At 67.1% G+C, this 17,572-nt stretch carries 14 protein-coding genes; all 14 read right to left on the bottom strand.

The genetic code is table 11. From position 1 onward, the window contains the following. Positions 1-750 (bottom strand): saccharopine dehydrogenase family protein (locus ASF30_RS19035; RefSeq protein WP_200918481.1); only part of this gene is annotated, 750 nt, incomplete at its 3' end. Positions 751-837: 87 nt separating this feature from the next. Continuing rightward, positions 838-2,106 (bottom strand): D-arabinono-1,4-lactone oxidase, encoded by a 1,269-nt coding sequence (locus tag ASF30_RS19030; protein ID WP_055910343.1) that lies wholly within the window; start codon positions 2,104-2,106, stop codon positions 838-840. A 58-nt stretch (positions 2,107-2,164) separates the two neighbouring features. Further along, the gene (locus ASF30_RS19025) at positions 2,165-3,229 is read right to left on the bottom strand and encodes an arabinan endo-1,5-alpha-L-arabinosidase (RefSeq protein ID WP_157497505.1); all 1,065 of its coding nucleotides are present in this window, start codon (positions 3,227-3,229) and stop codon (positions 2,165-2,167) included. 43 nt (positions 3,230-3,272) lie between these two features. After that, positions 3,273-4,784 carry an arabinosylfuranosidase ArfA gene (arfA, locus tag ASF30_RS19020; protein ID WP_055910340.1) on the bottom strand — a complete coding sequence of 504 codons (1,512 nt, stop codon included), beginning with the start codon at positions 4,782-4,784 and terminating at the stop codon, positions 3,273-3,275. Between the two features lie 61 nt (positions 4,785-4,845). After that, positions 4,846-5,787 carry a carbohydrate ABC transporter permease gene (locus ASF30_RS19015; RefSeq protein WP_082468079.1) on the bottom strand — a complete coding sequence of 314 codons (942 nt, stop codon included), beginning with the start codon at positions 5,785-5,787 and terminating at the stop codon, positions 4,846-4,848. Beyond that, the gene (locus ASF30_RS19010) at positions 5,787-6,740 is read right to left on the bottom strand and encodes a carbohydrate ABC transporter permease (RefSeq protein WP_055910337.1); all 954 of its coding nucleotides are present in this window, start codon (positions 6,738-6,740) and stop codon (positions 5,787-5,789) included. The genes ASF30_RS19015 and ASF30_RS19010 overlap by 1 nt, the downstream gene beginning before the upstream one ends. 82 nt (positions 6,741-6,822) lie before the next feature. Further along, positions 6,823-8,157 carry an ABC transporter substrate-binding protein gene (locus ASF30_RS19005; protein WP_055910335.1) on the bottom strand — a complete coding sequence of 445 codons (1,335 nt, stop codon included), beginning with the start codon at positions 8,155-8,157 and terminating at the stop codon, positions 6,823-6,825. A 203-nt stretch (positions 8,158-8,360) separates the two neighbouring features. After that, positions 8,361-9,377, bottom strand: a complete 1,017-nt coding sequence (locus ASF30_RS19000; RefSeq protein ID WP_055910332.1) for a LacI family DNA-binding transcriptional regulator — start codon at positions 9,375-9,377, stop codon at positions 8,361-8,363. A gap of 77 nt (positions 9,378-9,454) precedes the next feature. Then, positions 9,455-10,162 carry a phosphatase PAP2 family protein gene (locus ASF30_RS18995; RefSeq protein WP_082468077.1) on the bottom strand — a complete coding sequence of 236 codons (708 nt, stop codon included), beginning with the start codon at positions 10,160-10,162 and terminating at the stop codon, positions 9,455-9,457. Positions 10,163-10,181: 19 nt separating this feature from the next. Then, on the bottom strand, positions 10,182-11,456 hold the full coding sequence (locus ASF30_RS18990) for a multidrug effflux MFS transporter (protein WP_235480393.1): 1,275 nt from the start codon (positions 11,454-11,456) through the stop codon (positions 10,182-10,184). Positions 11,457-11,682: 226 nt separating this feature from the next. Continuing rightward, complete coding sequence (yicI, locus tag ASF30_RS18985; protein ID WP_055910328.1) at positions 11,683-14,004, bottom strand: alpha-xylosidase; 2,322 nt, start codon at positions 14,002-14,004, stop codon at positions 11,683-11,685. Further along, positions 14,004-14,927 (bottom strand): carbohydrate ABC transporter permease, encoded by a 924-nt coding sequence (locus ASF30_RS18980; RefSeq protein WP_082468073.1) that lies wholly within the window; start codon positions 14,925-14,927, stop codon positions 14,004-14,006. The genes yicI and ASF30_RS18980 overlap by 1 nt, the downstream gene beginning before the upstream one ends. 2 nt (positions 14,928-14,929) lie before the next feature. Next, positions 14,930-15,904, bottom strand: a complete 975-nt coding sequence (locus tag ASF30_RS18975) for a carbohydrate ABC transporter permease (protein WP_055910326.1) — start codon at positions 15,902-15,904, stop codon at positions 14,930-14,932. A 141-nt stretch (positions 15,905-16,045) separates the two neighbouring features. Then, positions 16,046-17,368 carry an ABC transporter substrate-binding protein gene (locus ASF30_RS18970; protein ID WP_055910323.1) on the bottom strand — a complete coding sequence of 441 codons (1,323 nt, stop codon included), beginning with the start codon at positions 17,366-17,368 and terminating at the stop codon, positions 16,046-16,048. Between the last annotated feature and the right edge of the window lie 204 nt (positions 17,369-17,572).

Raw genomic sequence — 17,572 nt, 5'->3', positions numbered from 1 at the left:
CTCCTCGTGCTCCACGTTGACGCACTCGACCGGGCCGATACCGCCCGGGAAGTCGAACACCTCCGGCTCGGAGAACGGGGCCGTGGTGAACCAGCCGGCATCCTTCTCCCAGATCACCGGCGGGTTCAGGCACTCCTCGATGGTGGTCCAGATCGAGAACGACGGGGCGAAGATCTCGTTTCCGTCAGCGTCACGCACCACCAGGTTGGCGCCGTCGCGGGTGCCGAGCTCTTCGATCTCACGGAACAGGTGATCGGAGGCGTACCGGGCGAACACGTCCGACAGGCCCGGTTCGACGCCCATGCCCACCAGGGCGAGCCGACCCGATGCCTCCCAGTCGCCGGCCTGCGCGAACTGGTCATCGCCCAGCATCACCCCGGTGAGGGTGTGCGGGTCGGTGGGGTGCGGCTCGGACAGGCTCATCGCCATGTCGAGGTAATCAGCCCCGGCAGCCAACGCCCCGGCGAAGATCGCCTGCACGAACTTCGGCTCCACCGCGTTCATCACATGCGTCACCGCGAACTCCCGAGCCACCGCCGCGACAGACTCCGGGTCCGACGCGTCGATCCGCGCCGCCGTGAACCGGGCCGCCACATCAGCACCGTGCCTGCCGGCGATCCACGCCACAGCACTCTCAGCCCGACCCAAGTCGTAATCGCTGACCACGATCAACTCATAGAACGAACGCCGGGCAGCGATCTTGGTGATCGCGCCGCCGACTCCGCCGGCACCGACCAGAAGGATTCTCATGGCTCGACGCTACCGTGAGGGCCAGCGGTAGCGCTCGCACCGCGTCGGCCACGGACTCCGTCCGGGCCTCAGCGAGCGGACCGGCGACTACAGCCCGAGCGCCTCGGTGAAGTCGTTGCGGAACACCCCACGCGGGTCGAGACGGTGGCGCAGCACGGCGAAATCGGAGAAGCGCGGGTAGAGCGCAGCGACGTCGCGGCCGGGCATGGTGAACAGCTTGCCCCAGTGCGGTCGGGCCGCGAACGGCGCCAACGCCTCCTCGAGCTGCGGCAGGAACGCCTCGACTCCGGCCTGGTCGGGGAGCCAGGTGAAGTGGATGCCGACCACGTCGGTCTCGAACGCCGGGCTCAGCCAGAGCTCGTCGGCGGCCACTGTGCGCACCTCGCAGACCTGCAGCAGCGGAGCTATCCGCGGGGCCAGGAGCCGCACCGCCTCGAGGGCCAGCGCTGCGTGCCTGCGCGGCACCAGGTACTCCGACTGCAGCTCGGCGCCGTTCGACGGCGTGAAGCCGAGCTTGAAGTGGGGCAGCCTGTCGAGCCAGGCGCCGGGCACGCCGAGCTGCTCGGTGCAGTTCTCCGGCGAGACTCCGGGCAGCGGATGCCGCGGGCCGGCGGCCACCGTCAACGCCAGGGTCGGCGCCGCGGGAGCTGCCGCATCCGCCCCCGATACCACACGACGCTTGACCCAGAGCTGGTCGATGACATCGGGATCGCGCCAGGTCGTGAACAGGCTGGTGCTGTAGCCCTGGCCCGTGACGGCGCCGAGGTCGGCGAGAACGTCGTCCCACTCGAGCTTCTCGTACACGGTCTGGGCGACGGAGTAGCTCGGCTCGATCTCGAGGGTGAGCGTCGTGACGGCGCCGAGGGCCCCGAGTCCGACGACGACCCCGTCGAAGTCGGCGTCCCCGCGCGCGTAGCTGCGCACGTCTCCGCTCGCCGTCATCAGCTCGACGCCGACGACGGATGCTGCCAGGGACCTCACGCCGTCGCCAGACCCGTGCGTGCCCGTGGCCACCGACCCGGCCACGGAGATGTGCGGCAGCGACGCCAGGTTCGCAAGCGCCCACCCCTCCTTCTCGAGCGCGATCGCGAGGTCGCCGTAGCGCAGGCTTCCCGACACCCGCACAGTGCGCGCCGTCGAGTCGATCTCGAGCACCGGATGCAGGGCGGCGAGCGAGACGAGCACCCCGGTCGTGTCGGCGATGCCGTTGAACGAGTGCCGCGTGCCGATCATGCGCACGTGGGTCTCGGAGCGCAGCAGTCCGGCGAGCTCACCGTAGGTGTGCGGCGCCATCACCTGGCGGGCTCGATAGGCGAGGTTGCCAGCCCAGTTCGTTCCGACGTCCAGCTGAGTCATGGGTCCATCCTCTCCTGAACGCCGTCGCCGCGCCGCACGGGTGTGCCGGGGGCGAGGCTCACCAGCGCACCACCGGCCAGCCGTCGGCATCCCACTGCAACGGCAGCAGCGCCAACTCGAAGGCGCCACCGGCGTCGCCGTCGTAGAAGTGCAGCGCCATCATGCCGTCCGCCACGGACTGGCCGCCGGGCCCGATGCGCTCTCCGTCGGTGGCGATCACCGGGGTACCGCCGTTCTGCAGCAGCGGCGTGCCGTCGCGATCGACGTACGGGCCCGCGGGCTCGTCGGCCCGCCCGACCGCGACGTTGTAGGTGCTCTTCACGCCCTGGCAGCAGGAGTCGCGCGACACGAAGAGGAAGTAGTCGCCGTCGTGCGCCACGATGTACGGCGCCTCGATCGCGTTCGGCGGACTCTGCCGATCGGCGAGGCGCAGCGGCTCAGAGTCGTCGGCGCGCGTGCCGTCGGGCCACGACAGTTCGACCATGCGGATGCCGCTCCAGAACGATCCGAACGCCATCCACGGCGTGCCGTCGGAGTCCTCGACGACTCCGGGATCGATCGCATTGAAGTCGTCGCGTGTGCTCGAGGTGACGACGGCACCACGGTCGACCCAGTCGTAGTCGGGGTCGTCGGGGTCGAGGGTCGTATTGGTGGCGAGACCGATGACCGAGTCGTTCTTCCCGAACGTCGAGGCCGAGTAGTAGAGGTACCAGGTGCCGTCGTGCTCGATGAGCTCGGGCGCCCACAGGTTCGAGACCCCGGGGACGGCATCCGTCAGCCAGTCGGGCTTCTCGTCCCACACCTCGCCGGCATAGCGCCAGGTGGCGCCCTCCGACGAGGTGCGCACCTGGATGTTGCCGTCGGCCTCGGACTGATTCCCTGTGGAGTACACGTACCAGGTGTCGCCGTCGTGGGCGAGCGCCGGATCGTGCGTGGCCAGGTCGCCCGAGAGTTCGCGGGCTCCGGATGCCGCACAGCCGGCGAGCCCGATGCCTGCCGCCAGCGCCACGGCGGCGAGCGCCGCGACCGAGCGCAGCGAGCCGCGGAGGCCGCGGAGGCCGCGGCGGCCGCCGCGCCCCCGTGCGCCGTCGGCAGGAGAGAACCCCGCATGGCGCACCGTCATGGACGATCAGTGCGGCATGCGGGGAGTCATTCGCACGCCTCGATCAGCCGAGCGAGATCGCGGTCCACGACACCGGCGGCAGCGTGATGGTGAGCTCGCGGCCGTCGATCGTCGCGCTGTCGTTGGCGTGCACGCCCACCCGCTCAGGGTCCTGAAGAGTGTTGACGGCGGTCAGGTCGTCGTCGGCGAGGGTGTGCGTCTCGAGGATGTCGACCGCGCCGAGGCCGGCGATGTCGATCGTGACGGTGATGGCCTCGGTCTGCGAGCGGTTGACGAGGAACACGGCCGAGCGGCCGGTCTCGTCGTCGTGGGTCGCGACGGCGTCGACGAGGGGGACCTCGCCGTAGACCTCGGTCGAGTAGGTGGGGGCGTCGAGCTTGAGCTCGAGCGCCCGGCCCTGCGCGAGACGCGAGGTGATGGCGAACGGGAAGTAGGTGGTCTGCTTCCACGCGATGCCGCCGGGCTCGGTCATGATCGGCGCGATCACGTTGACGAGCTGGGCGAGGGAGGCGCTGGTCACGCGGTCGGCGTGCTTCAGCAGCGAGATCATGAGGTTGCCGAAGACCACGGCATCCGCCACGGAATAGGCGTCTTCCAGCAGGCGCGGTGCGACGGGCCAGTTGTCGACGCCCTCGATCTTGTCGACGCCGTGGTAGCGGTCGATGTACCAGACGTTCCACTCGTCGAAGGAGATGTCGATGGTCTTCGAGCTGCCGTTGACGGCCTTCACATGGTCGGCCGTGGCGACGACGGACTCGATGAAGTGGTCCATGTCGACGGCCGATGCCAGGAAGGAGTCGAGGTCGCCGTTCTTCTCCTCGTAGTACGCGTGGCAGGAGATGTAGTCGACGTCGTCGTAGGTGTGCGTGAGCACGACCCGCTCCCACTCGCCGAAGGTCGGCATGTGAGCGCTCGACGATCCGCACACCACCAGCTCGAGCGACGGGTCGACCTGGCGCAGCGCCTTCGCCGTCTGCGAGGCGATCTTGCCGTAGTCGTCTGCCGAGCGGTGGCCGAGCTGCCACGGGCCGTCCATCTCGTTGCCGAGGCACCACATCTTCACGCCGAACGCGTCGGTGGCTCCGTTGGCGATGCGCTGGTCGGAGAGTGCCGTGCCGCCGGCGATGTTGGAGTACTCGAGCAGGTCGAGGGCCTCGAGCGTGCCGCGGGTGCCGAGGTTGACGGCCAGCATCAGCTCGCTGCCCACCTTGTCGAGCCAGGACGCGAACTCGTGCAGGCCCACCTCGTTGGTCTCGGTGGAGTGCCAGGCCAGGTCGAGGCGGCGCGGGCGGTCCTCCTTCGGACCGACCGAGTCCTCCCAGCGGAAGCCGGAGACGAAGTTGCCGCCGGGGTAGCGGATGGCCGAGACGCCGAGCTCCTTGACCAGGTCGATGACGTCCTGGCGGAAGCCCTCGGCATCGGCGCTCGGGTGGCCGGGCTCGTAGAGGCCGTCGTAGACGCATCGTCCGAGGTGCTCCACGAAGGAGCCGAAGAGGCGGCGGTTGATGGGCCCGATCGCGAAGTGCGGGTCGATGGTGAGGCGTGCTGTGGGCATGGCGGTCTTTCTGGGTCGAGGTCGAGACGAGATCGAGGGTCGGGTTCGGCTGACGGATGCGCTACTTGATGCTGCCGAGCGACAGGCCGCCCTGCCAGTAGCGCTGCAGGAACAGGAAGGAGAGGATGAGCGGCAGCACCGAGATGAACGCACCCGAGGTGATGAGGTTCCACACCTGCTCGCCACCGGCACCGGCGTTGGAGAGCGCCGTCCAGCGGTTGAGTCCGACCGTGACCGGCAGCAGGTTGGGGTCGGTGAGCACGGCGAGCGGCAGGAAGAAGTTGTTCCAGGTGCCGACCACCGAGAGCAGGAGGACCGTGACTATCGCCGGCTTCAGCAGCGGCAGCGCCACGGTGAAGAAGGTGCGGATCTCCCCGGCGCCGTCGATGCGGGCGGCCTCGAGCATCTCGTCGGGAACCGCATCCTGCGTGTAGACCCGCATCAGGTAGACGCCGAACGGGCTGAGCAGCGACGGCAGGATGACCGCCCATGCTGTGTTGATGAGGCCGTACTGGCTGAGCAGCATGAACGTCGGGATGACGAGGGCCGTGAGGGGAACCATCACCGAGCCCAGGATGATCGTGAAGATCGCGCTGCGCCCCCTGAAGCGGTACTTGGCGAAGCCGTAGCCCGCGAGGATCGACAGGATGGTCGCGCCGATGCCGCCGGAGAAGGCGTACAGGAACGAGTTGCCGAGCCAGCGCCAGTAGATGCCGCCCTGGTGGGTGAACAGGCCGGCGATGTTCTGGAACAGGGCGAAGGTGTCGTCGAACCAGAACGCCGGGCTCGAGAACAGTCCGGAGTTGCTCTTCGTGGCGGCGACGAACAGCCACCAGATCGGGATGATGAAGTAGATCGCGAGGATCACGAGGAAGACGTGCGATCCGATGCGACGGCCGCCGGCGCGCTTGCCGCGCTGACGCGGGCCGCGCACCTCGTGGGTGGAGATGCCTGTCGTGAGCGGTTCGCTCAGGTCGGCCTGGCGCTGGGAGAAGACGGTCATCACTTCAGTCCGCTCTGCTTGCGTGTGAGGAAGAGGAACACGAACGACCCGCCGAACACCAGGATGCCGAGCGAGAACGCTATCGCCGAGGCGTAGTTGAACTGGCTGTAGGAGAAGGCGAGCGAGAACGCGTACATATTGGGCGTGTAGGCCGCGTCGATGGCGCCCTGCGCGATGTTGCGCAGCACCACCGGCTCGGTGAAGAACTGCAGGGTGCCGATGAGCGCGAAGGTGATGACCATGACCATCGAGGACGAGATCATCGGGACCTTGATGCGGGTGGCCGTCTGCCATCCGTTGGCCCCGTCGATGCGGGCGGCCTCGTAGACGGCCGGGTCGATCGAGCGCAGGGCCGCGTAGATGACGACCATGTAGTAGCCGGACCACTGCCAGGTGACGATGTTGACCAGGGCGCCGAAGATGGTGTCCGACGCGAGGAAGTTGGGGGTGTCGAGCCCGAACAGGCCGAAGATCGACGACCCGGGTCCGAAGCGCGGGCTGTAGAGGAAGCTCCACATGAGGGCGCCGATGACCACGGGGATGGCGTACGGCGCGAAGATGAACAAGCGGCTCAGCTTCGACAGCCAACTGGTGAGCGAGTCGAGCACGAGCGCGGCGGCCAGGGCCACGATGAGCTGCGTCGGGATCATGATGACGGCGAAGCCGAGCACCCGCAGGAGACCCTCGAGGAAGAGCGGGTCGGTGAAGGCCTTGACGTAGTTCCCGGCACCGGTGAACTGCGTTCCCGTGGCGAGGGTCGAGGTGAACAGGCTCATGCCGAAGGCGTAGAACAACGGGAAGATCAGGAACAGCGCGAACACCACGAGGAACGGCGTGACGAACAGCCAGCCCCATCGTTGGCGCTTGCGGTCGAGGCTCGCTCCCCGCCGTGGCGGGCGATTCGCAGCTACCCGGGTGGTGCCCGGTGCCGCGATGGCCGGTGAGGTTGTCATGACGTGCTCTTTCGTCGGTGAAAGCTGAGATGGTGCGGTGCAGGAGCGGGTGGCCGACGCGAATCGGCCACCCGCCGCGCGACTACTGGAGCACGAAGCCCTGGTCTGTCGCGTACTTCTCGAGCGAGGCCTGCAGGTCGTCGAGAGCCTGGTCCGAGCTCTTCTCACCCTGCACCATGGCGTACTGCTCCTCGGTCAGCTGGTCGTAGGCGTAGTTCTGGAACGGGCTGAACGTGAAGCCCTTGTATCCGGATGCCGCAGCCAGGAAGACGTCCTTGTTGATCTGCTGTCCGCCGAAGAACGGGTACTCGAGATCGCGGAAGTAGTCCGAGTCGAGGATGGGCTTCCACAGCGGGAACAGGGCGGCCTTCTCGATGCCGATCTTCCACGCCTCCTCGGTGCCGAAGACCTCCTTGGCGACGGTGGCCGCGGCCTCCTGGTTCTTCGACTGGCTCGTCACGGCGAAGGTCGATCCGCCCCAGTTGATCTGCACGGGGTTCGCGGCATCCCACTGCGGAACCGGTGCAGCCTGCCAGACGGCGTCGGAGTCTGCATCCGAGAGCCCGCTGAGGTAGCCGGGGCCCCAGGCCGCAGCGACGTAGATGGCATAGCTGCCGTCGACGAGCTTGGTGTTGTAGTCGGCGGTGAAGGCGTCGTCGGTGGCGACGAGGTTCTTCTTCACCAGGTCGTCCCAGTAGGAGAGCACCTTCTTCGAACCGGCGTCGTTGACGTCGATGCCGATCTCGGTGGGCTTGGCGTTGTCGTAGGCGAAGGGCACCGATCCGGCCTGGGCGTAGAGCGCCTGGTTGTAGGCGCGGCCGTTGGTCGGGAAGTCGGCGAGCACGCCGGGAGCGCCGGCGTCCTTCAGGGCCTGCGCCGCAGCGGCGAACTCGTCCCAGGTGGTGGGAACCGGGATCTTGTACTTGTCGAGGATGTCCTTGCGGTAGAGCATGCCCATGGGGCCGCCGTCGACCGGGATCGCGTAGACGGCCTTGCCGCTCGAGACGTCCTTCCATGCTCCGTCGGTGTAGTCGGCCTTGACGTCGTTCGCACCGAAGGCGGTGAGGTCGACGAGCGCCTTGCGGATGGAGAAGCTCGAGAGCACCTCGGACTCGAGCATGATGACGTCGGGCGCACCGGAGCCGGCTTCGATGGCCGTCGAGAACTTGGTGTACTCGTCGTTGCCCTGGCCCGCGTTGGTCCAGCAGATCTGCACGTCGTCGTGGTTCTTGTTGAACAGGTCGACGACGTCTTCGAACGCGGGGTACCAGGCCCAGACGCTCACCTGGGTGGCGTCCTTGTTGACGATCTTGTTGGTGCAGTCCGCCTTGGCGGATTCGGCGGCCGGGCTGCATCCGGTCAGCGCCGCAGCGGTGACGGCCACGAGGCCGATCGCTGCAAGGAGCTTGCTCTTCATTGTGCTGTGCTCTTTCTCTCGCGGTGTTGGACACCAGTGTCAGCAGTGCGATGGGAGGGGCCCGACCTCTCGGACACCAGCACTCCGCGATGAGATCGAACGTTTTACAACGTTGTAAGTAAACGTTGTAAAAGACATGGTGCAACGAGAGCATCGCTCCTGTCAAGCTTCCGTGAGTCACGGATGCATCACGCCGTCGACCCTCAGAGTGGGGGCGTGGACTCGCGTTCGACGATCTCGTAGCGCGCCAGGATCTGGCGTGCATCGCCGATGACGCCGTCGCGGTCGCCGATGCGCTGCAACAGGGTGGCCACGGCCGTCTCGGCGATCTCGTCGCGACCGGGGTCGACCGTGGTGAGGCTCGGCAGCGAGTACTGCGCCTCGTCGAGGTCGTCGAAGCCGATGACGGCGACGTCGTCGGGAACCCGGAGCCCAGCCTCTTGGATGGCGCGCATGGCGCCGAGGGCCAGGGTGTCGTTGAGGCCGAACACGGCGTCGAACTCCACCCCGGTGGCGAGCAGAGCGCGCATCGAGGTCGCACCGTTGGAACGGTGCCAGAGCGTGGTGTAGCCGATGAGGGCGGGGTCGAACTCGAGCCCGGCCGCCTCGAGAGCCTCGCGGTAGCCGGCCAGGCGCAGGCCCGCAGAACCGATGACCTCGTCCTCGTGGGCGCCGATCACCACGATGCGCCTGCGGCCGCGCTCGATCAGGAACTCGGTCGCCGCCCGCGCCGCCTCGACGTTGCGCATGGTGACGTGATCGGCCGGCCCGTCGAAGATGCGCTCGCCCAGCAGCACGAGAGGGTAGGGCACCTCGAGGCGGGCGACGTCGTCCATGCCCATGCCGAGCGGGGAGAAGATCAGGCCGTCGGTCATCTTGAGCCGCGGGCTGGTGAGCACCTCGAGTTCGCGGGCGCGATCGCCGTTGGTCTGCTCGATCAGCACGACCTTGCCGGCTCGTTCCGCGGCCCTGATGACGGCATCCGCGAGCTCGGCGAAATAGCTGAGGCTCAGTTCGGGCAGGGCGAGGGTGATGGCCCCGGTCAGGCCGGAGCGCAGGCTCCTAGCCGAGAGGTTGGGCTGGTAGCCGAGCTCCTCGATGGCCTGTTGCACGCGGGCACGGGTGTCGGGCTTGACGTGCGGGTAGTCGTTGATGACGTTGGAGACCGTCTTGATCGAGACCCTCGCTATGCGGGCGACATCGTGCAGCGTGGCTGCCATGGCATCCCCCATTCACGCCGGATCGCCCGGATGCAGCACACTCTACAACGTTGTAGTGCGGGATCCGCGCAGCGCGATCAGCGGTCGGAGCGCGGTTCGCGCCAGGCCAGCCGCTCGCGCTCGAGCCTCTCGGCGAACGGCGCCCACACCACGAGCGCCATCCCGGCCCCCACCAGGAAGCCGCCGACGGTGTCGGTGAGCCAGTGCACGCCCAGGTAGGTGCGGCTGATGGCCATCATGACGGTCCAGGCCGCACCAGCGGCCCACACCCAGACGACGGGGAAGATGACGCCGAGCGCCACGGCCATCGTCGCAGCGTTCGCCACATGCCCCGACGGGAATGAACCGTAGTCGGAGGCGACGAGCATGTCCTCGGGGCGTGCGCGACCGAAGAGCTGCTTGAGCAACTGCACGGCGATCGCGCTGGCGGCCGAGGCTATGGCGAAGTACAGGGCGGCCCAGGGGCGACGCACCACCAGCAGCGTGATGACTATGCCCAGCGGGATGATGAGCACGCCGATGAGGGTGCCGCCGACGTGGTTGAAGAACAGGGCGAGGGCGTCGCCGAGCGGCCCGCGGATCTCGGTCATCTCCTCGGCCCACTCCTCATCGAGGTGGAGGAGCAGCGGACCCTCGCGCACGACGATCAGGAGGCCGAGCAGCACCGCCATGACGAGCAGGGTCGCACCTGACACCAACGGGATGTGCCGTCCGAACCACGACGCGCGACGTCGGGGTTCGGCATCCGTCGGCACGGGATCGGGCTCAGTGGGGTGCGGCTCCATCCGCCAACGCTATCGGGAGCTAGTGCGTGAGCGCAGGAACCGTGCGGGGCTTGACGACGAACCACAGCAGGGTGATCGAGATCACCGCTGTCGCCGCCATGACAGCACCCATCGGCAGAGCGCTCGAGACGCCGAGCACTCCCACGATCGGGGAGAGCACGCCGGCGAGGCCGAAGTTCAGGGCTCCGAGCACCGAGGCCGCCGTCCCGGCCTCCTTGCCGTGGTTGGCGAGGGCGAGCACCTGGATGCAGGGGAACGTGAAACCGCACGAGGTGATGAACAGGAACAGCGGGAGCACTGTGCCCCAGAGGCCTGCCCCGGCGGTGTCGAGCACCATGATCGCGATCGCCATGATCAGCAGGGAGATCGTCGTGCACGCGATGATCCACTGCGGTCCGACGCCGCGCCGCATGAGGAGGGAGCTGGTCTGCACTCCGAGCACGACGCCGATCGAGTTCACGGCGAAGAGCAGGCCGTACTGCTGGGCGTCGAACCCGTAGACGCCCTGGAACAGGAACGAGGAGCTCGACAGGTAGGCGAACAGGCCGGTGAAGGTCATGCCGCCGATGACGGCGACGCCCACGAAGGTGCGGTCGCTGAAGAGGGCCTTGTACCGCTGGTCGACGGTGTTGTGACCCTCGACGTGACGCTCTCCCCTCGGGAGGGTCTCGACGATCAGCAGCGCGACGCAGATGATGACCACGGCACCGTAGAGGGCCAGCACCCAGAAGATGCCGCGCCAGTCCATGAACAGCAGCAGCTGCGAGCCGATGACCGGAGCGAGCACCGGGGCGAGACCGCTCACGAGGGCGAGGCGCGAGAGCATCTTGACGAGGGGGCGCCCGCCGAAGAGGTCGCGCACCATCGCCATGGCAACGACGCCGCCGGCAGCCGCGCCGAAGCCCATCAGCAGCCGGAAGGCACCGAGCCAGTAGATGTCGGGCGAGAGCGCGGCGCCGATGCAGGCGACGAGGTGCACGCTGGTGGCGGCGAGAAGCGGAAGGCGGCGGCCCACATTGTCGCTCCACGGTCCGACGATGAGCTGGCCGAGGCCGAAGCCGATCATGGTGCCGGTGAGGGTGAGCTGGATGATCGCGGGCGAGACGTTGAACTCGTCCTGCAGCACGGGGAAGGCAGGCAGGTAGAGGTCGATCGTGAACGGCCCGAGTGCCGTGAGCGCGCCGAGCACGAGGATGTAGACCAGCCGCTGCCGTGAGCTGAGCCTGTCGCCCGGGTGGGCGTGGTTCACGGCGCCGTCGGGGGTGATGGCGGGAATGGATCCGGTGTACGTCACAGCTGGGGGTCCTCGAGGCTCGGGGGGCGATGTTGGGGCGCGCAGCGATCGAGGGTGATGGCGTGCCCGGCCGAGGCACGGGGTCCCGGGGTACGGATGCCCGGAGTCACGGATGCGGCGGGCCACGCGAGGCGGCTGCATCGCCGCGGATCGAATCGATTCGATCGTTGCTCGGCAAGCCTATCCCAGAGCAACGCCGGACTGCCAGTGAGACGTGGGGCAGGGATCAGCCGAGCGGGACCACCACCGCTCCGGCCGAGGCCGCGACCGCCTCCCCCACGGCGCCGAGCGCGACGGACCAGCCCGATGCGAGTTCGGAGGTGACGCTCACGGCGGCATCCGTTCGCTCGACGGTGAAGGTGGCCGACGTGCCGTCGGGCGTCGTCACCACAGTGCTCGTCGATCCCGGTGCACCGGGGAACACGCGCAGCGTCAGGCCGTCGAGGTAGTCGTAGTCGGGTCGATCCGTGCGCGCGCCGACAGGGATGACGGCGCCGGGCCGCACATAGAGCGGCAGCGTGTGGAAACTGTGGTGCTCGCGCAGCCAGCGTCCGCCCGCGACGACGCGGCCAGTGAAGAGGTCGGTCCACTCCCCCGCCGGCAGATAGAACTCCACGTCGCCGTCCGCGCTGAACACCGGGGCGACAAGCAGGTCGGGGCCGAGCAGGTATTGCCTGTCGAGGTAGCCGGTGGCCGGGTCGTCACCGAACTCGAGCTGCATCGGACGCAGCAGAGGGGCTCCGGTGACGGATGCATCCAGGCCGAGCTGGTGCAGGTACGGCATGAGCGAGAGCTTCAGCTTCGTGAAGGTGCGCGTGACGTCGACGGCTTCGTCATCGAAGATCCACGGCACCCTGTAGGAGGTGGAGCCATGGAAACGGCTGTGGCTGGAGAGCAGGCCGAAGGCGGTCCAGCGCTTGAAGACGCCGGCATCCGGAGTCCCCTCGAAACCGCCGATGTCGTGGCTCCAATGCGCGAAGCCGCTGAAGGCCAGGGAGAGCCCGCCGCGCAACGTCTCGGCCATCGACTCGAACGTGGAGGTGGAGTCCCCGCCCCAGTGCACGGGCATCGACTGCCCGCCGGCCGTGGCAGACCTGGCGAACAGCACGGCGTCGCCGAGGCCGCGACCCTCCTCCAGCACCTCGAACACCGCCCGGTTGTAGAGCGCCGTGTAGTAGTTGTGCATGCGCTCGGGGCTCGAGCCGTCGAAGTAGTCGACATCGATCGGGATGCGCTCGCCGAAGTCGGTCTTGAATGCATCGACGCCCTGATCCATCAGTGTGCGCAACTTGCCCTGGTACCAGGCTGTGGCGTCGGGATTCGTGAAGTCGACGAGACCCATGCCCGCCTGCCAGAGGTCCCACTGCCACACCTCGCCGTTCGGCTTGGTGACGAGGAAGCCGCCGGCCTTCGCCTCGGCGAACAGTGGCGAGCGCTGCCCGATGTACGGGTTGATCCACACGCAGATGCGCAGGTCCTTCTGATGCAGTCGCTCGAGCATGCCCGTCGGATCCGGGAAGACGCGCGGGTCCCACTCGAAGTCGCACCAGTTGAACTCGCGCATCCAGAAGCAGTCGAAATGGAACACCGACAACGGCAGGTCGCGCTCGGCCATCCCGTCGACGAAGCTCGACACGGTCTCCTCGTCGTAGTCGGTGGTGAAGCTCGTCGACAGCCAGAGGCCGTACGACCATGCCGGCACGACGGCAGGGCGCCCGGTGAGCTCGGTGTACCGGTTGAGGATGGCCTTCTGGTCGGCGCCGTGCACGATGAAGTACTCGATGGCCTCGCCGGGAACCGAGAACTGCACGCGCTCGACCGTCTCGGAGCCCACCTCGTACGACACGTGCCCCGGATGGTTCACGAACACGCCGTAACCGCGGTTGGTCAGGTGGAACGGCACCGACTTGTAGGCCTGCTCGCTGGATGTTCCGCCGTCGGCGTTCCAGATCTCCACAGTCTGACCGTTCTTCACGACAGGTCCGAACCGCTCGCCGAGCCCGTAGACGAGCTCGCCGACGCCGAGGTCGAGTTGGGCGTGCGTGTACGTGTCGCTGCGGGGGGCTGAAGTGCCGGTGCGGGCGTTTCCGACGAGTCCGGAGTCGACCTGGGCGCCGTCGGCGAGCTGGATGAGCCCGAGCGACTTCGGTCCGCTGCCGGTGAGGCGTCGTCCGCCGGCCTCGAAGGAGAGGTCCCAGGAGTCGGTGCCGACAGCGATGCGCGCGCTGAGCGCACCGGAGGTCAGGGTGGCCTCGGCATCCGTCACAGTGACGTCGCCGATGCCGGGAAGCTCGCCCGGGAGCGGGAAGGTCAACTGGTCGTGGCCGCCCTGGAAGTGCTCGACCCGCACCCTGATGACATCGGGCAGCGGTGACGACAGCGACACGGTGAGGCTCGGCCTGTTGAGGGTCTCGCCGCGTGAGGTGATGACCTTGGTGGGCGCCGTCACCACGAGCTCGTGGTCGCCGGCGACGACGTCGTAGGCCTGGGCGGCGTAGAGGGCTGTGACGCCGGGGCGCAGCTGCCAGAACCCGTCGGTGAACTTCATTACTTGACCGCTCCTGCTGTGATGCCCCTGGTGAGGGTGCGCTGGAAGATGAGGAAGAAGACGAGCGTGGGAATCAGGCCGAGCAGCGCCGAGGCGCTCGTGGTGGTGACGTCCATCAGCCTGTCGCCCTGCAGGGTGGCGATGGCCACCGGCACCGTCTGGTTGTCGTTGGAGACCAGGAAGGTGAGCGGGATGAGGAATTCGTTCCACGTCCAGATGAAGAAGAAGATGAGCAGCACTGACAGGGTCGGACGGCTGATCGGCACGACGACGCGCCAGAGGATCTGCCAACGGCTGGCCCCGTCGAGGGCTGATGCCTCGAGGATCTCCTTCGGGAAGGTGCCGTAGACACTCGAGAGCAGGTACGTGCCGAAGGCGCTCTGGATCACCGTGAAGATGATGATGACGCTCCAGACGTTGTCGTAGAGGCCGACGCCTTTGAACATGAAGTACAGCGGGTAGAGCAGCGCCTCCTGCGGCAGCACGTTGGCGAGCAGGAAGAGCACGACGATCCACGTGCGTCCGCGCACCCGGCCGACTCCGATCGCGTAGGCGTTGAACACCGAGATGACCACGGCGAAGATCGAGACCGTCGCCGAGATGAAGAAGCTGTTCCAGAGCTTGAGCGGGAAGTCGACCCGCTCCCAGAACGCGCCGATGCCGTCGAAGTACAGGCTCGTCGGCAGTTGCAGCGGCCCGCCGTTCGAGTAGTCGCTCGGGGACTTGAACGAGTTGATGAGGATGAGGTAGAACGGCGCCGCGATGAGCACGCCGACGACGATCGCGGCGGCGAGGAGAAGCCAGTCTCCAGCTGTGCGCTTGGTCTTTCGGCGGCGCAGCTTGAAGGTCGAGTCCTTCTTCGCCGGCGCGAATGCGTTCTGGTTCTTCGACGCGGATGCCGTGTCGGGGGCGATGATCGCCATGTTCAGCGCTCGCTCTCTGCTCGTTCGGCACGGTTCTGCGCCTTGATGAAGACGATTGCGACCAGGATGATGATGATCGTCAGTGCCGTGGCGATGGTGGCTCCGTAGCCCACCTGCTGGCTCTGGAAGAACTCGCTGTACGAGTAGTAGCTGGGCACGATGGTGGCGTTGCCCGGTCCTCCGCGGGTCAGCGTGTAGATGGGGCCGAACACCTTGAGGGCGGCGATCGTGCAGGTCAGCGTCACCACGAAGATCTCGGGACGGATGATGGTCACCGTGATGGCCGTGAAGCGCTGGAACCAGTTCGCGCCGTCGAGCTCAGCCGCCTCGTAGAGTTCGGGATCGACACGCTGCAGGGCGGCCATGAAGATCACGACGGGATAGCCCAGCTGCACCCAGACCATGACAGCCATGATGCTTGCGAGGGCCGTGTCGGGGCTGCCGAGCCAGTTGTGCTGGAGGGACTCGAGTCCGACTGCGGCGAGCATCTCGTTGAGCGCGCCGTCATCCGCTCGCAGGATCCAGCCGATCACGACGGCGGCCACGACGACGGGCAGGATCTGCGGCAGGTAGTAGGTGGCGCGCAGGAAGCTCGCGAGCCGACCGCCGAACTTGCGCCCGATGAGGTCGAACAGCATGGCGGCGAGCGCGAGGCCGAGAAGGGTCGGGATGACGACCATCGCGACGATCATGGCGATGGAGTTGACGAAGGACATCCAGAACTTCTCGTCGCCGAACAACTCGACCCAGTTCTCGAGCCCGATCCAGATCGGTGGTCGGATGCCGCGGTACTCGGTGAAGCTCAGGTAGATGTTCCAGACCAGCGGAACGATCACGACGATCGCCAGCAGGATGAAGCCGGGGATCAGGTAGAGCCAGAAGGCCGCCCGGTCGTTCTTGCCGCTCTTCGGCAGGAGGGATTCCTCCACCGAACGCTTCGTCCTCACCTTCACGGGAGGGATGAGCTGCGTCGTCATGACGAGAGCCTTTCTGTGGTGCGGTCGCAGGTGCGCTGGGATGGATCGCGTGAGCGCTGGGTGGGGGCGGCGGGGAGGCGGCTTGCACGGCCTCCCCGCCGCCGATGCCGATCAACTGTCCAGATCGATCAGCGAGGGCGATCAGCCGACGATGTCGTCGACGCCGTCCTGGTAGGCGGTGCCGAGCTCGTCGAGCACCTCGCTCGGCGACTTCGTTCCGTTCACCAACTCCTGGAGGCCGGCGTTCAACTCGTCGTAGAAGGTGGGCGTGGGCCAGTCGGGGTAGAAGGCCAGGCCGTCGCGGTCCGTGAGCGTGTTGAAGTTGGCGATCAGCTCCTGGCTCTTCGCGTCCGTGATGTCGGCCGGGTCGGCGGCGACGGGGATGCCGCCGTTGTTGCCGATGATGGCCTGGATCTTCGGGCTCATCGTGATGTCGATGAACTTGTAGGCGAGGTCCTTGTTCTCCGAGTTCTCGGGAACGACCCAGAGGTTGCCGGAGGAGCCCGGCGCCATGTCGGAGCCGGGAAGCAGGAAGCTCGACCACTCGAAGTTCTTGATCTCGCTGACGAAGCGTCCATACCACCAGCTGCCGGAGTAGAAGATGGGTGCGTCGCCCTTGATGAAGCTCACTCCGGCGTCCTCGGCCTTGAGGCCGGTCGAGCTCTTGGAGATGTAGCCCTTGTCGACCCAGTCGGCGATCGTCTCGGTTGCGAACGTGAAGTCCTCGTCGTGGAAGTCGACCGGCCCGGTGTAGGTCTGGTAGTCCGTGACCCACTGTCGGGTGGCCTTGCTCAGCGCCAACTGGTACCAGAGCTGGCCCAGCGGGTACTCGGCAGCCGACTCGGCGAGCGGGGTGATGCCGGCGTCCTTGAAGGTCTTCAGGGCCGCCTCGAACTCCTCGAAGGTCGTGGGCACCGCGATGTCGTACTTCGCGAACAGGTCCTTGTTGTAGTAGACGTCGACGAACTCGCCGTAGTTCGGGATGCCGTAGAAGTGGCCGGACCCCATGATCCCCTTGTCGTCGTACTTCGCCGTGGTCTGCAGCGACGGGGCCAGCTTCTCGTCCCAGCCGTAGGCCTTCACCGCGTTGTCGAGGTTGCTGAGCAGCCCCTGGCTGGAGAGCAGGCCGGCCGTGGCGTTGCCCTTGTTGTACTCGAGGATGTCCGGCGCGGAGTCGGAGTTGAGCACCTGGCTCGCGGTCGAGCGGATGGCCTCGAAGGCCTTCTCCTCGAACTTGACCTTGGCACCGGTCTCCGACTCGAACTCCGTGATGGCCGCGTCCCAGGCCTTGCCCATCGCACTGTCTGCACCCTCGTAGTGCCAGAGCGTCAGCGTCTTGCCCTTGCCGTCGGGATCCGTGTTCACCTTCGCGTCATCGCTCGATGCCCCGCCGGCCGAGCATCCGGCCAGGAGCAGGGCTCCGATCGCGAGTCCGGCTGCTGCCGCAATATGCCTCTTGCGCATCACTACCTCCTTGTATGGGAGGGATGCCGTCGTGCAGGACGATGGGGCAGCCACTCCGATGCCATTTTGTTTGCGCCGCCAACATAACCATGTGTGAGCGCTCTCCGCAACCCTGAATTCCACGCCAATGACGGATGCTCACGCGCATATGCCGAGGAATCGCACGTCAACGCTGGGATCGTCGGGCGACGGGGATAATGTTTG

Source organism: Leifsonia sp. Leaf264 (assembly GCF_001422325.1).
Classification (GTDB): domain Bacteria; phylum Actinomycetota; class Actinomycetes; order Actinomycetales; family Microbacteriaceae; genus Orlajensenia.
This window is presented reverse-complemented; position numbering and strand designations above follow the sequence as displayed.

What these genes read in the sequence shown, in the direction of transcription:
- ASF30_RS19025 (WP_157497505.1), bottom strand. Translation starts at nt 3,229, where the DNA reads ATGACGGTGCGCCATGCGGGGTTCTCTCCTGCCGACGGCGCACGGGGG.
- ASF30_RS18975 (WP_055910326.1), bottom strand. Translation starts at nt 15,904, where the DNA reads ATGACGACGCAGCTCATCCCTCCCGTGAAGGTGAGGACGAAGCGTTCG.
- ASF30_RS19005 (WP_055910335.1), bottom strand. Translation starts at nt 8,157, where the DNA reads ATGAAGAGCAAGCTCCTTGCAGCGATCGGCCTCGTGGCCGTCACCGCT.
- arfA (WP_055910340.1), bottom strand. Translation starts at nt 4,784, where the DNA reads ATGCCCACAGCACGCCTCACCATCGACCCGCACTTCGCGATCGGGCCC.
- ASF30_RS19030 (WP_055910343.1), bottom strand. Translation starts at nt 2,106, where the DNA reads ATGACTCAGCTGGACGTCGGAACGAACTGGGCTGGCAACCTCGCCTAT.
- ASF30_RS19010 (WP_055910337.1), bottom strand. Translation starts at nt 6,740, where the DNA reads ATGACAACCTCACCGGCCATCGCGGCACCGGGCACCACCCGGGTAGCT.
- ASF30_RS18980 (WP_082468073.1), bottom strand. Translation starts at nt 14,927, where the DNA reads ATGGCGATCATCGCCCCCGACACGGCATCCGCGTCGAAGAACCAGAAC.
- ASF30_RS18970 (WP_055910323.1), bottom strand. Translation starts at nt 17,368, where the DNA reads ATGCGCAAGAGGCATATTGCGGCAGCAGCCGGACTCGCGATCGGAGCC.
- ASF30_RS19015 (WP_082468079.1), bottom strand. Translation starts at nt 5,787, where the DNA reads ATGACCGTCTTCTCCCAGCGCCAGGCCGACCTGAGCGAACCGCTCACG.
- ASF30_RS19000 (WP_055910332.1), bottom strand. Translation starts at nt 9,377, where the DNA reads ATGGCAGCCACGCTGCACGATGTCGCCCGCATAGCGAGGGTCTCGATC.
- yicI (WP_055910328.1), bottom strand. Translation starts at nt 14,004, where the DNA reads ATGAAGTTCACCGACGGGTTCTGGCAGCTGCGCCCCGGCGTCACAGCC.
- ASF30_RS18995 (WP_082468077.1), bottom strand. Translation starts at nt 10,162, where the DNA reads ATGGAGCCGCACCCCACTGAGCCCGATCCCGTGCCGACGGATGCCGAA.